General features: G+C 69.4%; 15 protein-coding genes. 7 read left to right on the top strand and 8 right to left on the bottom strand.

Features of this window, described 5'->3' with window-relative positions:
* Positions 1-379 precede the first annotated feature (379 nt).
* Positions 380-1,972, top strand: a complete 1,593-nt coding sequence (locus EV147_RS23565; protein ID WP_130393633.1) for a 3'-5' exonuclease family protein — start codon at positions 380-382, stop codon at positions 1,970-1,972.
* Between the two features lie 116 nt (positions 1,973-2,088).
* Positions 2,089-2,508, top strand: coding sequence for a hypothetical protein (locus EV147_RS23560; protein ID WP_130393632.1), 420 nt, complete (start codon positions 2,089-2,091; stop codon positions 2,506-2,508).
* Between the two features lie 20 nt (positions 2,509-2,528).
* On the opposite strand, the gene EV147_RS23555 is transcribed toward EV147_RS23560, so the two are convergent.
* The 6 genes from EV147_RS23555 to EV147_RS23530 form a co-directional block, all read right to left on the bottom strand.
* The gene (locus EV147_RS23555; RefSeq protein WP_130393631.1) at positions 2,529-3,512 is read right to left on the bottom strand and encodes a Bug family tripartite tricarboxylate transporter substrate binding protein; all 984 of its coding nucleotides are present in this window, start codon (positions 3,510-3,512) and stop codon (positions 2,529-2,531) included.
* On the bottom strand, positions 3,509-4,825 hold the full coding sequence (locus EV147_RS23550; RefSeq protein ID WP_130393630.1) for a DUF1254 domain-containing protein: 1,317 nt from the start codon (positions 4,823-4,825) through the stop codon (positions 3,509-3,511). Before EV147_RS23550 ends, EV147_RS23555 begins: the two co-directional genes overlap by 4 nt.
* Before the next feature lie 54 nt (positions 4,826-4,879).
* Positions 4,880-6,202 (bottom strand): DUF1254 domain-containing protein, encoded by a 1,323-nt coding sequence (locus tag EV147_RS23545; protein WP_130393629.1) that lies wholly within the window; start codon positions 6,200-6,202, stop codon positions 4,880-4,882.
* 27 nt (positions 6,203-6,229) lie between these two features.
* On the bottom strand, positions 6,230-7,234 hold the full coding sequence (locus tag EV147_RS23540; protein ID WP_130393628.1) for a Bug family tripartite tricarboxylate transporter substrate binding protein: 1,005 nt from the start codon (positions 7,232-7,234) through the stop codon (positions 6,230-6,232).
* Positions 7,235-7,291: 57 nt separating this feature from the next.
* Complete coding sequence (locus EV147_RS23535; protein WP_130393627.1) at positions 7,292-9,454, bottom strand: acetate--CoA ligase family protein; 2,163 nt, start codon at positions 9,452-9,454, stop codon at positions 7,292-7,294.
* A 78-nt stretch (positions 9,455-9,532) separates the two neighbouring features.
* Entirely contained in the window at positions 9,533-10,339 is an 807-nt protein-coding gene (locus tag EV147_RS23530) for an IclR family transcriptional regulator (protein WP_130393626.1), read from the bottom strand.
* A gap of 169 nt (positions 10,340-10,508) precedes the next feature.
* Here EV147_RS23530 and EV147_RS23525 point away from each other — a divergent pair, with 169 nt between their 5' ends.
* The 3 genes from EV147_RS23525 to EV147_RS23515 all read left to right on the top strand — a co-directional run bounded on the left by EV147_RS23525 (position 10,509) and on the right by EV147_RS23515 (position 13,097).
* On the top strand, positions 10,509-11,195 hold the full coding sequence (locus tag EV147_RS23525; RefSeq protein ID WP_130393625.1) for a TetR/AcrR family transcriptional regulator: 687 nt from the start codon (positions 10,509-10,511) through the stop codon (positions 11,193-11,195).
* Between the two features lie 114 nt (positions 11,196-11,309).
* Positions 11,310-12,308: a Bug family tripartite tricarboxylate transporter substrate binding protein gene (locus EV147_RS23520; protein ID WP_130393624.1), complete on the top strand. Its 999-nt coding sequence runs from the start codon at positions 11,310-11,312 to the stop codon at positions 12,306-12,308.
* A gap of 114 nt (positions 12,309-12,422) precedes the next feature.
* On the top strand, positions 12,423-13,097 hold the full coding sequence (locus EV147_RS23515; protein ID WP_130393623.1) for a histidine phosphatase family protein: 675 nt from the start codon (positions 12,423-12,425) through the stop codon (positions 13,095-13,097).
* A gap of 30 nt (positions 13,098-13,127) precedes the next feature.
* Here EV147_RS23515 and EV147_RS23510 read toward each other — a convergent pair whose 3' ends face one another.
* Both EV147_RS23510 and EV147_RS23505 read right to left on the bottom strand, forming a co-directional pair.
* A complete protein-coding gene (locus tag EV147_RS23510; RefSeq protein ID WP_235844966.1) occupies positions 13,128-13,436 on the bottom strand; it encodes a DUF7696 family protein in 309 nt (102 codons plus the stop codon).
* A gap of 211 nt (positions 13,437-13,647) precedes the next feature.
* On the bottom strand, positions 13,648-14,088 hold the full coding sequence (locus EV147_RS23505) for a hypothetical protein (RefSeq protein ID WP_130393622.1): 441 nt from the start codon (positions 14,086-14,088) through the stop codon (positions 13,648-13,650).
* A 347-nt stretch (positions 14,089-14,435) separates the two neighbouring features.
* Between EV147_RS23505 and EV147_RS23500 the strand changes: the two genes are divergently transcribed.
* Positions 14,436-16,706 carry a mechanosensitive ion channel family protein gene (locus tag EV147_RS23500; RefSeq protein ID WP_328591159.1) on the top strand — a complete coding sequence of 757 codons (2,271 nt, stop codon included), beginning with the start codon at positions 14,436-14,438 and terminating at the stop codon, positions 16,704-16,706.
* A gap of 368 nt (positions 16,707-17,074) precedes the next feature.
* Entirely contained in the window at positions 17,075-18,220 is a 1,146-nt protein-coding gene (locus tag EV147_RS23495) for a helix-turn-helix transcriptional regulator (protein WP_130393620.1), read from the top strand.
* Positions 18,221-18,244 lie beyond the last annotated feature (24 nt).

Below are 18,244 nucleotides of genomic sequence, written 5' to 3'. Positions count from 1 at the left end.
ATCTTCAGCGGCGTTCGCCATCAAGCGCCCACACTTATCGGTTGTTTGGTTGTTAAAGAACGGTGACGAGCGGCTTTGCCGTCGTCGGGTACTGCCTGTTTTACTGCGCCTGCCGCGTCGCTGACGTTTCGTCATTCGCTGCAGCAGAGAAACGAGATTATGCAGAGCTTTCGTCGTTTCGTCAACAGTTTGCAGAAGATTTTTTTCTCTGCCGGCTGACGCTGCAAACCTCGCAACCCCCGCCACTGCTGCCCCGCAACCCTTGTCGCTGCTGCGTTTGCAGCGCGGTTTGTGTTGCGAGGGGGCGAATATTAGATCAGCCGGAAAGGATGCGCAAGGGGTTACGCGAAAGAATTTTCCGATCCATTAGAATCCACGGATGACGTCGGATCTCACCTACCTGCCTGAACGCCTGGCATCGCGCCTGGCCGGCGCGCTCGATGCGCACGCACTGGCCGCGGCGCTGGCCCGCCCTATTGTCTTTGTGGACCTGGAAACCACCGGAGCCGACGCCCAGCGCGACCGGATTACCGAGATTGGCGTGGTGGAGGTCGGCCCGGACGGTATTCAGGAGTGGGACATCCTGCTGGACCCCGAAGCGCCGATTCCGCCATTCATCCAGAACATGACGGGCATCTCCGAGGCGATGGTGCGCGGCCAGCCGACCTTTGCGGCGATTGCCGAGGCGCTGATCGAGCGGCTGCAAGGCAAGCTGTTCGTCGCCCACAATGCCCGCTTCGACTACGGCTTCCTGAAAAGCGAGTTCCGGCGCGCGGGCCTGACCTTCCGGGCCGACGTGCTCTGCACGCTGCGGCTGTCGCGCTCGCTGTTTCCATCAGTGGAGCGGCATGGGCTCGATGCACTGATCGCGCGCTTCAACCTGGCGCCCAAGGGCCGGCACCGGGCGCTGGCCGACGCCGAGCTGCTCTGGCAGTTCTGGCAGAAGGTCCACGGACTGTATTCGGTGGATCTGGTGGAGTCGGCCGTGAAATCGCTGGTCAAGCACGCCAGCCTGCCCGCCGGACTGGCCGAAACCTCGCTCGACGACGTGCCGGACCGCCCCGGCGTCTATATGTTCTATGGCGACGACGAGGCGCCGCTTTATGTCGGCAAGAGCATCCACCTCCGCCAGCGCATTCGGGCGCACTTTTCGGGCGATCACGCCAGCGGCAAGGATATGCAGATGTCCCGCCAGGTGCGCCGGGTGGATTGGCGCGAGACCGGAGGCGAAGCCGGGGCGCTGCTGATGGAGGCTCAGCTCGTCAAGGCGCTGCGGCCGCTCTATAACCAGCAACTGCGCCATTACGACGAGTTGTTTGCCTGGGAGATGATCCCCGGCATGCCGGCGCCGCGCCTGCGCTCGGACCGGCAGACCGATTTCAGCCGCCACACCGCGCTGTTTGGCGCGTTTACGAGTCGGGCGGCGGCGCGGGCCTGGCTCGGCTCGCTGGCGCACGACCATCGGCTTTGCCAGGTGACGCTGCTGCTGGAACCCGCGGCGCGGCGCGGCAATCCGTGCTTCGCCCGGCAATTGCACCGGTGCGAGGGCGCCTGCACCGGCGCAGAGGCCGGCCCCGCGCACGGCCGGCGCACGCTTGCGGCGATCGGGCATCTGGCGTTGCAGCGCTGGCCATTTGACGGTCCGGTGGCCTGGCGCGAGGCAGGCACGCAGGTCTGGCATGTGGTCGAGGACTGGTGCTACCTCGGTATGGCCGCCACGCTCGACGAGGCCGAGCGCCTGACCGCGCAGCCGGCCCGCTTCGATATCGATACCTATCAGATTCTGAAGCCGCATATGGCCACGCTGGCGGTGGAGGCGGTGCCGCTGGCGTCGGCGCGCGGTTTCGCGCTGACCGCGCCGGTGCCCGTACCGGCGCCGGGCAGGCGCGATGCCGAGGCCCGGCCTCGGGTGTCCGTGCGCCGCCAGCCGGTTGACGCCGATCTGGCGCCCAACCTCTCCCTGTTCGGGTGAAGCCGGGGCTCGCCTTGGTGCGCCAGCGCGCATAGCGGGCGCTTCAAGACGTTGTCCGCCCCGGCCAAAGTCGGCTAGTCTCCGAGAGGAGGGTCTGCCACCCTGATGGAGCCGCCATGCCCGCGTCGCCCCGCCCCCTTGCCTGCCTTTTCCTGCTGACCTCGGCCGCGCTCGCCATGACCGCCGCCTGCGCCAGCGTCGATTCCGGTGCCATGACGCGCATCGTCGATTCCTGGAAAGGCGTTTCCGTGGAACAAGCCAAGGCGCAGTGGGGCCCGCCCAAGACCGTGCAGGCAGTGCCAGGCGGCACCGCCTATGTGTGGACCGACGAGGTGCCGGTGGCGCGTCCGCCCGGCAGCGGTCCGCGCGATGCCGGGCTGGAGCCGCCCCAGCGGCTGGCGCAGTGCCAGCGCAAGCTGGTAGCCGGCCCCGATGGCACAGTCACGCGCGGCGAGTGGAGCGGCGACGGCTGCTGCGTCCAGAGCCTGCTCGGCCAGTGCGCAAAGCTGGCGCGCCGGACAACGGGCGCCGGCTGACCCGCCGGCCGTCATCCCGGCTACTCCAGCACGATCCCACGCGCCCTGACCAGGTCGCCCCACTTCTTCACTTCGGCATCGATGAAGCCGGCGAACTCCGCGCTGGTGCCGGGCGCCGCCTGCAACCCCAGCCCCAGCAGCTTCTGCCGGATCTGCGGGTCGCCGAGCGCCTGGCTGGCGTCGCGGTTGAGCTGCTGGACGATGGCGGGCGGCGTGCCCGCCGGCGCCACGATGCCGAACCACCCGTAGCCCACCACGCCCGGCACGCCCTGCTCGGCGAACGTTGGCGCGTCGAAAACCGGCGTGCGGGCCTCGGCGGCCACGGCGATCACGCGCAGCTTGCCGGCCTGGATGAACGGCAGCGCGGTGGTGATGGCGGTCAGCGTGGCGTCCACCCGCCCGGCGAGCAGCTCGGTGTAGGCCGTGGCGTCGCCGCGGAAATGTACGTTGAGCGCCTTGAACCTGGACTGCGCCGCGAACAGCTCGGCGGTCAGGTGCGGGCCGGAGCCGACGCCCGGCGACGCGAACGTGACACCGTCAGGCTTCTGCTGCGCCAGCTTCACGAAATCGGCCACGGTCTTGACGGGCGAGTTCGCATTGACGATCAGGAACACCGGACCCAGCACGCGCGGACCTACCGCGACGAAATCCTTGCGGATGTCGAAGCGCTGGGACAGCCCCGCGCCGGTATTGATGGCGAACGGCGCGGCGGCCCACAGCAGCGTGTAGCCGTCCGGCGCGGCGTGCGCCACCGATTCGCTGGCCACGCGGGTACCGGCGCCGGGCTTGTTCTCGACCACCACCTGCTGGCCGTACTTGCGGCTCAGCGCCTCGGCCAGCACGCGCGCCGAGGTATCGTTCGACCCGCCCGCGCCATAGGGCGACACCAGCCGCACCGGCCTGGCCGGCCACGCATTGCCGAAGGCCGGCGGCACCACGCCGGCCAGCGCCAGCGCGCCAAGCAGCCGGCGGCGCCGGGGCAGGAAGGTTTGGTCACGCGTCATGCTGGCTCCTTCACCCGCTCGATGGCCGGGTAGCGATAGCTGCGGTCGAGGTGGGCGGGCTGCGGCACGTAGAGGCGCAGCGCCACGTAGAACGGGCCGGCCGGGGCCGGCAGCCAGTTGCCGTGCAGCGCCGGGTCGGCGGGCGGCTGGGCCGAGAAGTGGATCGTCAGGCCGCCATCGGCGGCGCGTTGCAGCGACGGGGAGCGGTCGCCGAGCGAATAGCGGTCGATGGCGTTCGGCACGAGCATGCAGTCGCCCTTGTCGTACATCGTCAGCGACCAGAAGGCGCCGACCTCGGGCAGGTTGCCGGGCGCGAAGTGGAGCCGGTAGGCATGGCGGCCATCGAGCGGGGCACCCTCGCCGGCGCGGTCGGCCATCACGTACATGGCTTCCTGCACGCCCAGCGCGCCAATGTAGTTGCGCGCCACCAGCGCGCGTTGCAGGTAGTTGGTGCCGTAGGACTCGCGCACGTCCACCGACATCGCCCAGCCACCGCCCATGTCAGACGCCTGCGGCTCGGCCAGGTCGCGCAGCACGTCGGCCAGCGCGCCGTGCAGCACGTCGAGCTGGGCTGCTGACGGGATCAGGCCGGCGCCGATGCCGGCCGCCGCGAACGACTGCGCCAGCGCAGCCTCGGCCGGCGGCGGCGGATTGTCGGCCAGCATGCGGTTGACCACTTCGGCAAAGCGGCGGGCGTCGCCAAGGTGTTCGCGCGGCTGCATCCCCACGTCGAACGCAAACGCGGCCTGAGCGCCGTCCAGCCGCTTGAGCGAGATGGCGTCCTGCAGCGCGTGGACCACGGGCAGGTCAGCCTCGCCATCGACGAGCAGCCGGCCGATCATCCAGACCGCGTTGGTCGGGCACGGCACCGCATGCATGCCGGCCGGCACCTGGCCCTGCCAGTCGGGGCCGTGCAGCAGGAACTGGCCCGCGCCCGTGCCCGTGGTGCGGCTGCCGATGTAGCCGAACGGGTTGGTGTAGAAATCGAGCAGGCCCAGCACGTAGTAGCGCCCGGCGAAATCGGGCACGTCGATCACCACGGGGCCGCGCGTGAGGTCGAGCCAGGCGTTGGTATAGAGCGTGTCGTTGTTGGGCGTGACAACCTGGCGGTGTTGCGGGCCCAGCAGTTCGCGCGTGTGGATCAGGTGGTTGACCCAGCGCAGCGTGGATTCGGCGCCGTCGCCGGCAAACTGCCCGGCCCGGTCGCGGCGCGGGCAGGTGGCGGCGCGCATGCGCGCCATCTCGTAGAGCGGCAGCGTGTAGATCACGGCGTCGCGCGCCAGTTGCTGCGGGTTGGACTGCGGGTGCGGCATGGGTGGGTCTCCTGTCTGGTGCGTGTCTGGTCTTGTATCGCTGTCCGGTGCCGCTCAGCCGATGCGCTCGACGGCGGGAATCTTGTACTGGCCCGCCATGAAGCCGGCCGTGGGGTGGTACAGGCGCAGGATCAGGTAGAAGCGGCCGTCCGGCGCCGGCAGCCAGTTGGCGTCGGCGGCGGGACGTTCGTGCGAGATCGGGATGACCAGCGCGCCATCGGCCTCGCGCCGCAGGCCCGGCGTGCGGTCGCCCACGGCGTAGCGGCCCGCCTCGTTGGCGGTGAAGTAGCGGTCTTCGCCGTACAGCGAGACCGACCAGAACGCCTCGGCCGGCGGCAGCATGTCGGCCGCGAAGCGCAGCGCGTAGCGTCGGCTGCCGTGCAGGCGCTCGCCGCCGGCATCGAAATCGGCCATCGCATAGACCGCCTCGTCGGCCCGCAGCGCGCCGAGCCCCTTCATCGCGGTGCAGGCGCGCAGCAGCCAGTCGTCGGCATAGATGCCGAGCTTGAGGCTATAGCCCCATGCCTTCTGGCCCTGGCTGCGCGTGTGGGCCTCGATCAGCGCCATGCCCTGCGCGTAGGCGCTGCGCAGGCCGGCTACCACCGAGGCGCGCATCGACGCCACGTCAGGCTCGTCCTCGATGCGGAGGCCGACCTTGCGCAGCAGCGTCAGCACGCCCTGCTCTTCCGGCGCCGGCGGAAAGTCGCGCAGCGCCCGGAACAGGTTCTGGAAGAAATCCACGGCGGCGTCGCCAGTGTCCTGCCACTGCGTCACGCTGGCCGGGCGCGCCGGCCCGGCGCTCTGCACCACCTGGAAGCCCTGTTCGAACGCGTAGGCGCTGGCCAGGTCCTCGGCACCGGCCACCAGCACGCGGCCCAGCACCCAGACCAGCGAGGTGGGCGCCACGACGGCATCGGGCGAACTGGCGCGCCAGCCCGGACCGACGATCTCCACATCCTTGCCCGCCAGCGGCACGTTGCGCTGGCCCAGGTTGGCGAAGTTGTTGGTATGGGCGTCGAGCAGCTCCACCACGTAGTAGCGGCTGGCGTCCGGCAGCGCGGGCACGCGCAGCGTGACCGGGCCATCGGCCAGGTTCAGCCAGCCGCAGAAATACAGCAGGTCGTTGGCGGGCGTCACGATGTCGCGGTCCTCGTGCGTCCACTGGCGCGCGCTGGCCGACAGCGTGTTCATCGGCGCGCGGCCATAGCGCGTGGGCGCATCGACCGAGGTTTGCAGGTGGCAGGTGCGCAGCGTTTCGATCAGCGGGTAGCCGTAGATCACCAGCGGCAGCGCGGCGGCCGCCACGAAGGCTTCCTGCGGGCTGGTGTAGACGGGCGCCGCGAAGGCCAGTTCGGTGGTCGATGCGGGGTGGTTCATGTTCGGTGTCTCCGGATTGTTCTTCGGTTATTCGAGTGCGGCGCCGCTCGACTTGACGAGCGTGGCCCAGGTACGGGTGTCTTCGCGGATCTGCGTCGTGAACTGGGCGCGCGAGATCGGCGCGTAGCGCATGCCGAAGCTGGCGATCTGCGCCTGCAGCGCGCTGTCCTGCATGGCCTGCTGCATCGCCTGTTCGAGCTTTTCGACCACGGGCGCAGGCGTGCGGGCTGGCGCGAACAGCCCGAACCAGCTGTCGAGCTTGAACGGAATGCCCGATTCGGCGAAGGTCGGCACATCGGGCAGCGCCTCGGACCGCTCGGCGCCCGAGACGGCCAGCGCGCGCAGCTTGCCGGCGCGGATCTGCGGCAGCGCGGCGGTCAGGTCGGCCATGGCAATCTGCAGCGTGCCGCCCATCAGGTCGTTGAGCAGCGGCGCCACGCCCTTGTACGGCACATGGCGCAGTTGGATACCGGCGGCCACGTTCAGGCTTTCGCCAGCCAGATGGCCGCCCGAGCCCGCGCCCCACGAGCCGTAGGTCAGGTCGGCGCCGGGCTGCTTCGCCAGCGCGACCAGGCCCTTGACGTCGCGTGCGGGAAAGGCCGGGTTGGCCACCAGCACGTTGCCGCCGTAGGCGATGCGGCCGATCGCCACGAAATCGCGCAGCGGTTCGTACGGGAGCTTCGGGTAGATAGACGGGGCGATGGCGTGCGTGCCCGAGATGCCGAGCAGCAGCGTGTAGCCGTCTGGCGCGGCGCGGGCCACCTGGGCGCTGCCGATGGTGCCGGTGGCGCCGGCCACGTTCTCCACCACGACCGTGGCCTTGAGCGTGGCCGTGAGGCGCGCGGCCAGCATGCGCGCCACCACATCGGTGCCGCCGCCGGCCGGGAATGGCACCACGAGCCGCACGGGCTTGTCGGGGTAGCTGTCCGCCGCCGCGGCCGGGGCCGCCAGGGCGCAGGCCATCAGGGCGGCGCCGGAAATCCGCGCCAGTCGGGCGAGGCCGTGCAGCGCCCTGCGCATGTGCTGTCGCATGGGTTGTCTCCTTGTTGTCATGGCGTTATGGCGTTATGGCGTTTCGGGGGGGTCGGGTCAGCGCAGCGTGATCACGGCGTCGGCGGCCACCAGCCCCTCGGCGCCCACGATGAACGGGTTGATTTCGAGCGTATCGAGCCGTTCGCCGAGGGCATCCGCCACGCGCGAGACGTTGACCAGCACGTCGGCCACCGCGTCGAGATCGAGCGCGGGATGGCCGCGATGGCCGGTGCACAGCGCTGCGGCCCGGCTCTGTTCGAGCATGGCCCGGGCGCGCTCGCGCGACAGCGGCGCCAGCCCGAAGGCCATCTGCCGGAAGATTTCGACCGCCGTGCCGCCGATGCCGGCCAGCGCCACGAGACCGAAGACCGGGTCGCGGCGCACGCCCACCATGATCTCGCCCCAGCCGCGCACCATCCGGGCCACGATGGCGCCCTCGAACGGCACCGGCCGCCCGGCGGCATCGGTGGCGCCGGACGCCGCCTCGCTGACGCGGGCGAACGCGGCGCGCACCGCCTCGGCATCGCGCAGGCCCAGCACCACGCCACCGATGTCGCTCTTGTGCAGCACATGGCGCGAGCAGAGCTTCACCGCCACGGGGAAGCCGAGCGATTCGGCAATCCGCACCGCCTCGTCGGCGTCGCGCGCCACGGCATGGGGGGCCACGGGGACGCCCGCTTCGGCCAGGCAGGCCATCGCCTCGGCCTCCGACAGCGCGCTGGCGCCTGCCGGGACCGGCGTGGCGAGTGCCATGGGGGTGGTCGGCTGCGCGAGGGTGCCGCCTGCCGCGGCCCCCGTTGCGGCCGTCGCGGCTTCCATCGCCGCCGCCCGGGCCAGTGCCGCCACGGCTTCCATCGTGTGCGCGGGCTCGCGGAACACCAGGCAGCCGCGTGCTTCGAGCCAGGCCCGCTTGTCATCGTCCATCACGCCCGAGACCAGCAGCGGCGCGGCGGAGGCATCGGCGGCCAGTTCGGTGACAGTGCCCTGCAGCGCGGCCCACAGCCGGGGCGCGTTGGCACCGCCGGCCAGGAACGCGGCCACGCTGCCGTACTGGCCGCAACGCGCCACGTTGGCCAGCGCGTCGACGAAGACCTGCGGCTGGGCCACCACCTGCCCGGTCACGTCGATCGGGTTGGCGGTGCTGGCGAACGGGATGGCCGTGCGCAGCGTCTGCGCGGCAGCGGCCGGCATCGGTGGCAGCGGCAGGCCCAGCGTTTCGGCGCTGTCGGCCATCATGATGCCCACGCCGCCCGACACAGTGACGATGGCCACCGGCGCCACGGCATCGGCGGGCAGCCCCGAGCGCGAGGCCCACTGGCGCGGCCGGCTGCCCCGGGCCAGCGTGTAGCCAAGCCGGAAGAACGCTTCCAGCGTATGGGCGCGATGCACGCCGTATTCGTCGAAGACCGCCTGGTAGACCGCATCCTCGCCGGCCAGGCTGGCCGTGTGCGACTGCGCGGCGCTGGCGCCGGCGGCCGTGGTGCCAACCTTGGCGATGACCACGGGCTTGCCCGCGTCGCGGGCGGCGGCCAGCGCGCGGCGCAGCCGCAGGCCGTCGTGCGCCCCTTCCATATAGGCGAGGATCACGCGGGTCTGCGGATCGTGCGCGAGCCACTCGATGACGTCGGCCACCTGCACCCCGCCCTCGTTGCCGGTGGTCACCCAGTGGCTCAGGCCCAGCCTGGCCTCGCGCGCCAGCGCGAACGCGTAGGCGCCGAAGGCCCCGCTCTGGCTGACCAGCCCCACCTCGCCCACCGGCGGCACACCGGTCAGCGGGATCGGCGAGAACGTGGCGTACATGCGCTCGCGCAGGTTCATCGCGCCCAGGCAATTCGGGCCGAGCAGCTGCACGCCGTGGGCGCGGGCCTGGGCGGTCAGCGCTTGCTGGAGCGCCTCGCCGCCTTCCACTTCGGCAAACCCGGAGGTAAAGACGATGGCGGCGCGCGTGCCGGCCTGGCCCAGTTGCGCCATCACGTCGGGCGCGCCGGGCGCGGGCACCGCCACGATGGCCAGGTCCACCGGCTCGCCGATGGCGTCGATGCTGCGCCACGCGCGCAGGCCCTGCACCGTGTCGGCGCCCGGATTGACCGGAAAGACCCGGCCTACATAGCCGAGTTCGGCGAGCAGGCGTATCGGCACGCCGCCCACCTTGTCAGGCGAGGTCGACGCGCCCACGACCGCGATTGACCGCGGGCACAGCAAGGGTTGCAGATCCAGCATGTTGTCTCCATCGATGACGCCGCGGTACGTGCCACGGGCGTTCTGTCGTGCGGGAATTCCGGTCCCGCGCCCCGGCGGCTAGCGGCCCACGCCAGCCATGATCTCGATCGACCGCACCATCTCGCGCAGCAGCGGCGCCACGCGCTTCTCCAGCGTGCCGCGCTTCACGCGCAGGCCCGGCATGGCGCAGTTGAACAGCAACGGGCGGTTCAGGTAGGTAATCCGCGAGTACACGCCCACGCCGTGGATGTCTTCGCCGGCATCGCCCTCGTTGAGCGCGAAGCCGCGCTTGGGGTAGTGCGCGACGTTGTGGCACACGGTGTCGTAGCACGCCGCGTACTCCTGCGGCCGCTCCACGCGCGCCGCGTCCATCAGCGTCTCGAATTCGCGCTTGGAGAGCGTGCACAGGAACGCGCGGCCCATCGCCGTGGTCATCACCGCGCGCACCGCGCCGACCGTGGGCCGGGCCGAGGTGCCTTCGTTATGCGTGCAGGACTCCAGGTAGGTCACGTCGAGCCGGTGCGCCACGCCCATCGACACGGCGCCCTCCACCTCGCTGGCCAGCGCCTGCATCAGCGGGCGGGCCAGATGGCGCACCTGCAGCCCGGCCAGATAGGGGTAGCCCAGCGCCAGCACCTGGGCGCCGACGAAGTACTTGTCGAGCTTGGGGTCCCAGTCGAGGTAGCCCAGTTCGAACAGCGTGCGGCAGATGCGCGACACCGTGGCGCGCGGCAGTTGCAGCCGTTGCGACAGCTCGCCGTTGCCCAGCGGACGCGGATCGTCGATAAAGCAGCGCAGCAGCGCAAAGCCCTTAGCCAGCAGGCCGCCGAACGACGGGTCTTCGAGGCGCCGCTCGGCAATGAATTGTTCGACGGGCTTGTTCATGGGCATGTCGTCTCCTGATTCCCAGTGTGGGTGGCGCAGTCATTGTGTGTCAAAAAGCGGAACGAATTTCCAAATATTGGAAACGACCGGCGTTAACCCCGACTTGACGGCCGAAACCGCGATCCGTAAGGTTCAAATCCGAATCCGAATTCGAATACGGAAAACCGCCATGCCTGCCCTGTCTTCCCAATCCGGTCCGAGTGCCCAGCCCGCTCCGGCCTTCCCGCGCGTCGATACCTCTTCGGTGCTGCAACCGCCGCGCCAGCGCCGCGCCCGTGAAACCGAACAGGCCCTGCTGGCCGCCGGCCGCCAGTTGCTGGCCGAACGTGACTTCACGGCGGTCTCGGTGGCGCAGATCGCCTCGGCCTGCCAGGTGTCGGTGGGGGCGTTCTACGGCCGCTTCCGCGACAAGATGGCGTTCTTCGAGGCGCTGCGTGCCTCGGTGATGGAGGAGTCGGACGCCTCGGTGGCCCGCTACATGGCCGAACGGCGCTGGCAGGACGTGCCGCCGCGACAAGTGATTGAAAAGACGCTCCGGTTCATGGTCAACGGCTGCCGCGCCAATCGAGGCGTGATTCGTGCATCACTCAAGCATGCAACGGCGCGGCCCGAGGAATGGCTGCCGCACCAGCGCAACGGCCAGGAAATCATCGAGCGGCTGGCTGCGCTGCTGGTGCCGCGCCTGCCCGGTCCGCCCGCCGACGCCGAACTGCGGCTGCGCTTTGCCATGCAGATGGCCTTCGGCACGCTGGTCAATGCCATCCTGAACAATCCCGGCCCGCTCCAGCTGGACGACGACCGGCTGCCGCAGGAAATGACGCGCATGGTGGCCAGCTACCTGCAGCTCGGCGACTGACCCGGGCCCGCCGCATCACCGTTTTCCCTCGCTTCCCAACCACCAACCGCCCGTGCAGCCGCAGCCATAGCGGCACGTCCCCACCGGACCGGGCCCACAACGAGGAGACACACCATGAAGCATTCCAGCCTGCCACGCCGCCGCCTTGCCATGCGCCTGACGTGCGCCGCCCTTGCGCTGCTGCCGCTGGGGGCCTTTGCCCAGAGCGACTACCCCAACAAGCCGGTGCGGATCGTGGTGCCCTACCCGGCCGGCGGACTGACCGACACGCTTGCCCGGCAGATCGCGGACGGGCTGTCGAAGCGTCTGGGCCAGCCGGTGGTGGTGGAGAACAAGGGCGGCGCGGGCGGCATCATCGGCACCGATTTCGTGGCCAAGTCGCCGGCCGACGGCTACACGCTGCTGATGACCATTCCCGGCCCGCTCACGGCCAATCTCGCGCTGTACAAGAAGCTGCCCTACGATCCCCGCACCGAACTGCGGCCGATCTCGGACGTGGCGCTGGCCCGCACCGTGCTGGCCGTCAACAGCGCGGTGCCGGCGAAGACGGTCAACGAACTGATTGCCTACGCGAAGAAGGAGCCGGGCAAGCTGCGCATGGGGTCGTGGGGACCGGGCTCGCAGCCGCACACGTTCCAGGCCTACATGGACAAGACCTACGGCGTGGACATCATGCACGTGCCGTACCGTGGCGAAGGCCCGATGGTGACCGACCTGCTGGCCGGACAGGTGAACATGACCGTGGGATCGGTCACCACGCTGCGCCAGCACATGGCCACGGGCAAGCTGCGTCCGCTGGCCGTGGCCGGCTCCACGCGTGCCCGTGCGTTGCCGGACGTGCCGACGTTCGCCGAGGCCGGCTACAGCGATGCCGCGTACAAGATCGTCGGGCCGATCACGCTGGCGGCGCCGGCCAAGACGCCCGAAGCCATCGTCGAACGGCTGGGACGCGAGACCGCGTCGCTGATCAAGACGCCCGAGATGCAGGCCAGGATCGACGAAATGGGCGCCGAGCCGATTGGCAGCACGCCGGCGGAAGCCGAACGCGCCTACAAGGCGTACCTGCCCGTGATCCTGAAGCTGACCGCCGATACCGGTGTGACGCTCGACTGACCTGGCCGCATGCATGGCGCCAATGGCCGGCATGAATTCCGGCGGACCTGGCTAGGTTCGCCGGCGCCACGCGCCTAGAATCGCGGCATCGTCATTCCGCCAATTTCTCTCGCCATGGCCACGCTCTTCCTGGTCCGTCACGGACAAGCTTCCTTCGGTGCCGCCAACTACGATTGTCTTTCCGACGTGGGTCGGCAGCAGGCGCGCTGGCTCGGCGAGTATTTCCGTGACCGGGGGGTGCAGTTCCGACGCGTGCTGGCCGGCTCGCTGGTGCGCCAGCAGGATACGGCGGCCGGGATCCTGGCGGGCATGGGCGCCCCGGGGCCGGAAGTGGAGTCGCATGCGGGGCTCAACGAATACGACGGCGAATCGCTGTACCGGAGCTTTACCAACGGGGCCGACCACCGCGCCCACCAGAACGGCGACTATCAGGATTACTGGCGCACGTTCCGCGCGGCGTTCGCAGCCTGGACGCAGGGCGAACTGGCCGGGATGCCGGAGAGTTGGGTCGATTTCGGCGCCCGGATGCAGGCGGCGCTGGCCCATGCCACCGAGGGCGCGGCCCGCGAGGATGCGCTGCTCGTGGTCAGTTCCGGCGGCGCCATCGGCCGCGCCGTGGCTGACCTGCTCGGGGCGCCAACCCAGACGGCCATCGAACTGAACCTGCAGTTCCGCAATACCGGCTTCTGCGAACTGATCGTGGGCCGGGGCACGCAGCGGCTGCTGAGCTTCAACAACGTGCCGCACCTCGAACAGCCCGAACGGCGCCGCGCGATCACGTTCGCATAGCGGCAAGCCCCGCGCGTACTTCCCGCCTGACTACATCAGCCGCGCGATCGCCTCGGCGCGGATGGCTTCGGCCTTGGCCTTCAGCCGCAGGGCGGCGTCGGCGCCGCGCTCGTTGGCCACGCGCTCGACAAACGCCTGGCGCTGCAGGTCGCCGAGCGTGGCCACGTGCGAGGCTTCGCAAAAGATCTTCCATGCCATCGGCTGGCCCGCGTATTCCTCGCGGCGGCGGAGCATGGCGGCGTCGATATCACGGACGATGGCGGGGTGGGTGCTGGGGGCGAAGGTCTGGAACATGATGGTTTCCCGGTCGGCAAGCTGTTCACCGGTAATGGTCTGCAATCGACATGCCAATATCGGCACCGATCGGGGCACTCCATACCCGGTTGCCGTTGGGCACCGCCAGAGCCCGCGCCGGCTGGGGGTTCCCGGGTAGCGCACCCCTCTTCAGTCGGGCGGCGTGGCGGCCGGCTGCCGGCGCCGGAAGCCGCTGCCACAAACAAAAAAGGCGTTACGGGTTACGTAACGCCTTGCTCGTACTGCGTGACAACCCTCATGCGCGGGCGCCGTCGAGGAACGGGTCGAACGTGCGGCCCGGGGCGGCCGAGACGCCGATCTGGTCGAGGCCGGCGATGAAGCGGCCGCCATCCGTGTAGGGATCGGCGTTGCGGGCGCCGTCGGTGAACGGGTCGGCGGTGCGGGCGCCGTCGAGGTACGGGTCGGCCTGGCGGGCCGGGGCAGCCGAGACACCGACGCGGTCCAGGCCGGCTACCGTGCGGGCGCCGTCGAGGAACGGATCAGCCTTGCCGGAGCGGGCGCCATCCGTGAAGGCGTCGTGCGTGCGGAATTCATAGCCGTACTTGTCAGCGGAAACCGTCGAGCGGAACTGGTAGCCATACTGGTCGGCAGGCACGGTGCCAGCCTGGGCGCCGCCAAGGGCAGCCAGCGACAGGACGAGGGACGAAGCGATGTTCAGGGCGGTGGTCTTGGTCATGATGCTCTCCGGTAAGAATGAATCAAAATTTTGTTGGTTGGTTTCTGGTCTGGCCGGTGCGCTGCGCTGCCGCTTTCTGCTTGCTGCGCTTTGTTGTGCGCCGTCCATGAACAGAACTATAGGCCTCCGCCCCCGGCTGGAAGTGACCTTGTCGCGGATGAGTCATTCAGTTTTTTTGAATCGACATTTCCGGCCCGCATGCGCTCCTCACCCGACTTGGCCTGCGTTGCCGCGCGGCAATGCGCTACAGTGACGCGCATGCCGGCTCACCGACGGTGAACAACCACCGCTTGCGCCCCTCCATGCATCGATCGCGCCCCCCGCTACATTCCCTGCCATCCATCTGGATGGCCGCCCTGCTGCTCCTGCTGGCCTGCTGCGGCCCGGCGCTTGCGGCTACGTCGCCATTGCAGGCGGCCCTTCAGAAAGTCGAGGGCGACCCGGCCTCCGCGCCACCGGCTTCGGTGCCGCTGGCGAAGTCGCTCGACGAGGTCATCCACACGCTGCAGGACGACAAACAGCGGCAGGCACTGGTGGCACAGCTCCAGACGCTGCGGCAGGGCCTGAACGCGTCGGCGGCAGAGGCGGCCACGGCGGCGGCCAGCGAGCCCGCGTCCGGACTGATCGGCGCCGTGGCCCAGGCGCTCCAGGAAATCGACAACAAGCCGCACAAGGACCGGGGGCCGTGGCAGTACTGGCGCTGGCGTATCGAGTTCGCGGGCCAGGAATGGCATGAGGCACTGACCATCGGCCGCTCGCGCGGCGGCATCGAGTCGTGGCGCGAGTTTGGCGTGGTGCTGCTGGGCTGGGCGCTTACCGGCTGGATCTTCTTCGAGCTGTCGCGCCGGCTCCATCGCAGCAAGGTGCGCGGGCCCCGCCCCACGCCGTTGCCCAGCGTGCCGTCGTGGATCGACGTCGGGATCTACTTCCTGCGCCGGATCGGGCCGTGGATCGTGGCCTTCGGGCTTACGCTGCTGCTGGCCTACCAGGTGTTCGGGCGCACGCCGGCCAGCATCGGCGCGGTGCTGGTGGCCTACGCGATCGTGGCCGGTGCCGTCATGTCGGCGGTCTGCCAGGTCATCTTTGCGCTCTTCCAGTCCGGCCACCGCCGCGCTGCCGTGCGCGACCTGCTGCGCCATTCGCCGATCCTGCTGTTCGTGACCGGCGCGCTGGCCGCGCTCGGCGAGGCCAATACCGATGCGCGCGTGATCACGGCGCTGGGCGTCAACCTGGCCGCGCTGATCAGCACCTTCGCCAATATCCTGGCGGCCGTCCTGATCGGGGTGTTCGCGGTGCGCTTCCGCCGCTCCATCGGCCAGCTGATCGCGTGCCGGCCGTTCGCGTTCCGCCAGCAGCATCCGGCGTTGATGGACCTGCTGCGCATGGCCGGCGAGGCGTGGTACCTGCCGATGCTGGCCGTGGTGGTGGCGTCCGTCATCGGCACTGTCATGGCCACCGGGCACGCCGACGAATTCCTGCGGCGCGCCGTGATGACCGTGGCGTTGTTCGTCGGCGCCACGCTGCTGACGCTGGTAGTGGGCCGCTCGCCCAAGGCCACGGTGCGGCCGCCCCGGCTGCGTGACCGCCGCCGCTCGGCCTATATCCAGCGTTTTGGCCGCTTTGGCGTGGCGCTGGCCCGCGTGATCATCTGGGTGGCGTTCCTCGAACTGAACGCGCGGATCTGGAATTCGTCGCTGATGCGGCTGGTCGAGGGCACGGTGCTGGGCCGCCACATCACGGAATCGGTGCTGAGCGTGGTGGGCGTGGTGCTGGCCTCGTGGCTGGTCTGGCTGCTGATCGACACGGCGATCACGCAATCGCTGGCGCCCGGCAACACCCGCGCGGCCCAGCCAAGCCTGCGCGCGCGGACCATCCTGCCGTTGGTGCGCAATGCCTCGTTCGTGGCGCTGCTGGTGATTGCGATGATCGCGGTGCTGGCCAACCTGGGCGTCAACGTCACGCCGCTGCTGGCGGGCGCCGGCGTGGTGGGCCTGGCCATCGGCTTCGGCGCCCAGAGCCTGGTGCAGGACCTGATCACCGGGCTGTTCATCGTGATCGAGGATTCGATCGCCATCGGCGACGCCATTGAACTGCCCGACCACTCGGGCGTGGTCGAAGGCATGACGATCCGCACCGTGCGCCTGCGCGACGGCAAGGGCGCGCTGCACACGCTGCCCTACAGCCAGATCAAGGCTGTCAAAAATCTGTCACGCGGCTATGCCTATGCCGTGTTCAACATTTCGATTGCGTACCAGAGCGACTTCGACCGTGCGCTGGAAATCATCCGCGAGACCGGTGCCGAGGTGGCCGCCGACCACCGCTACAGCCGCAACCTGCTGTCCGGGCTCGACATCCTCGGGCTCGATCGTTTCGATCCGAATGGCCAGGTGGTACTGGCCCAGTTCAAGACCCGGCCGCTGATGCAGGCCGATATCTCGCGCGCCTTCAATGTGCGACTCAAGCGTAACTTCGACGCTGAAGGCATCCGGATGGCGGCGCCCTACGTGACCGTGCAGGTCGACGGCGGCGCCAACGGCCCGGCCAGCGAGGCAGCCCTGGCTGCGGCGGCCGGCGCGGGCGCCGAAATCGTCACGTCGGCTGCACCGAAAGCGGGATGACAGCGCCGGCATGTGGAGAGCGGGTCTCGCACTTGCCGGGCTGTCGCTTTTGCGCCAAGAAAAATCCGGACATTCCTGTCTAATAGTTTGATATAAGCCGGTCCGCGCATTACTATCTCGCCGAACTTCGGCGATGCGGCGACACGCCGGAAAGGCAGGCGCGGCGCCACTTTTGGGCGTGTCGTCCCCTCCCTCGGCGGGATGTTCCCGCCTCCGGTTTTTGCACGATCATCGCCATCACAGGCAAGCCGTGGTCCGTCGCTCGATGGGTACCGGCCGCCGGCAGTGGAATCCAGACAGAAAAGAAGGCCGCGCCACGCCGCAGCGGCCTGAGGAAACGAGGCGTTTGCCACCGGGGAAAAAATCAAATGGGCGAACTCTTGCCTGCCGACGATGTGTTTCATCGCCTCGTCGACCACATCTATGAATCGGCCATCGATGTGGCGGCCATGCCCGCCGCCCTGGACCTGTTCTCCCGCTACACGTGCTCGGCCAGCCCCAGCTATCTGATCTGGGACAAGCTGGCCGGCCGCGCGCGCCTCGGCGTCACGCCACACGGCTGCTATACGAGCGCCAGCATGCCCGAGAGCATGCGCGCGCTGCCCTCGCGCGCCAGCGTGGCGCTGGCTTCCGCCGGCGACATGCCCGATGCCGGCCCAGCCGATACCCCGTTCAACTGCCACGGCTTGTCCAGCGGCATACGGCTGTTCGATACCCACGACGTGTGCGTCTGGATGAGTGCCAAGCCCGGTTGCGACGGTTGCACCTCGCCCGACTGCAACCGCCGCGTTGCGCATGTGATGCCGCACTGGGCGCGCGCCGCGCGCATGCAACACCGCAACTTCGAGCTGAGCGGCCTGGCCTCGATGGGCCTGGCCGGGCTAGACACGCTCGATTTCGGCGTGATGGTCCTGCAGGCCGATATGCGCGTGCGCTACGCCAATAGCTGGGCCGAGGCGCTGGTGCAGGCCGACACCCATCTCGCGCTCGATAACGGCGTGCTGTGCGCCGGCACCGAAGCGCTGCAGGGCGTGCTGGCCCGCCTGCTCGACAACGCCGCGCACGGCGGCCGCCACGGCGCGGCCGCGGCGGGTTCGTGGATGCATATCACCTCGGGCGGCCAGCCGGTGCCGATCATCGTGATGCCGCTGGTGTCGCGCCAGCCCGTGGAGGGCCCGTGGCAGCTGCCGATGGCGATGATGCTGCTCGGCAACTCGGAGTCGCGTTCGGTGCTCGACGCCGCCGTGCTGACCTCGCTGTTCGGCTTGTCGAAGAAGGAAAGCATCATCGCCATCCGGCTGGCTGCCGGCGAGACGTTGAACGAGATTGCCGAGCGCGAGTTCCTTTCTCCGCACACCGTGCGCGTCCATATCCGGGATACGCTGCGCAAGACCGGCACGCACCGCCAGTCGGAACTGGTACGGCTGCTGCATCTGCTGCCGGGCGTGGATCTGGAACGGGCGGGCGCCAGTTCGGCGGCACGGCCGCGCGCCGGGCAGATCCGCCGGGGCTGACCGGACTTGCCAATGAAAAGGGAA

The organism is Cupriavidus agavae (assembly GCF_004217045.1).
GTDB classification, from domain to species: Bacteria; Pseudomonadota; Gammaproteobacteria; order Burkholderiales; family Burkholderiaceae; genus Cupriavidus; species Cupriavidus agavae.
The sequence above is the reverse complement of the archived record's forward strand: the minus strand, read 5'-3'. Positions and strand labels throughout refer to the sequence as shown.

What these genes read in the sequence shown, in the direction of transcription:
- EV147_RS23565 (WP_130393633.1), top strand. Translation starts at nt 380, where the DNA reads ATGACGTCGGATCTCACCTACCTGCCTGAACGCCTGGCATCGCGCCTG.
- EV147_RS23535 (WP_130393627.1), bottom strand. Translation starts at nt 9,454, where the DNA reads ATGCTGGATCTGCAACCCTTGCTGTGCCCGCGGTCAATCGCGGTCGTG.
- EV147_RS23560 (WP_130393632.1), top strand. Translation starts at nt 2,089, where the DNA reads ATGCCCGCGTCGCCCCGCCCCCTTGCCTGCCTTTTCCTGCTGACCTCG.
- EV147_RS23530 (WP_130393626.1), bottom strand. Translation starts at nt 10,339, where the DNA reads ATGAACAAGCCCGTCGAACAATTCATTGCCGAGCGGCGCCTCGAAGAC.
- EV147_RS23500 (WP_328591159.1), top strand. Translation starts at nt 14,436, where the DNA reads ATGGCCGCCCTGCTGCTCCTGCTGGCCTGCTGCGGCCCGGCGCTTGCG.
- EV147_RS23515 (WP_130393623.1), top strand. Translation starts at nt 12,423, where the DNA reads ATGGCCACGCTCTTCCTGGTCCGTCACGGACAAGCTTCCTTCGGTGCC.
- EV147_RS23550 (WP_130393630.1), bottom strand. Translation starts at nt 4,825, where the DNA reads ATGCCGCACCCGCAGTCCAACCCGCAGCAACTGGCGCGCGACGCCGTG.
- EV147_RS23555 (WP_130393631.1), bottom strand. Translation starts at nt 3,512, where the DNA reads ATGACGCGTGACCAAACCTTCCTGCCCCGGCGCCGCCGGCTGCTTGGC.
- EV147_RS23540 (WP_130393628.1), bottom strand. Translation starts at nt 7,234, where the DNA reads ATGCGACAGCACATGCGCAGGGCGCTGCACGGCCTCGCCCGACTGGCG.
- EV147_RS23545 (WP_130393629.1), bottom strand. Translation starts at nt 6,202, where the DNA reads ATGAACCACCCCGCATCGACCACCGAACTGGCCTTCGCGGCGCCCGTC.
- EV147_RS23505 (WP_130393622.1), bottom strand. Translation starts at nt 14,088, where the DNA reads ATGACCAAGACCACCGCCCTGAACATCGCTTCGTCCCTCGTCCTGTCG.
- EV147_RS23525 (WP_130393625.1), top strand. Translation starts at nt 10,509, where the DNA reads ATGCCTGCCCTGTCTTCCCAATCCGGTCCGAGTGCCCAGCCCGCTCCG.
- EV147_RS23495 (WP_130393620.1), top strand. Translation starts at nt 17,075, where the DNA reads ATGGGCGAACTCTTGCCTGCCGACGATGTGTTTCATCGCCTCGTCGAC.
- EV147_RS23520 (WP_130393624.1), top strand. Translation starts at nt 11,310, where the DNA reads ATGAAGCATTCCAGCCTGCCACGCCGCCGCCTTGCCATGCGCCTGACG.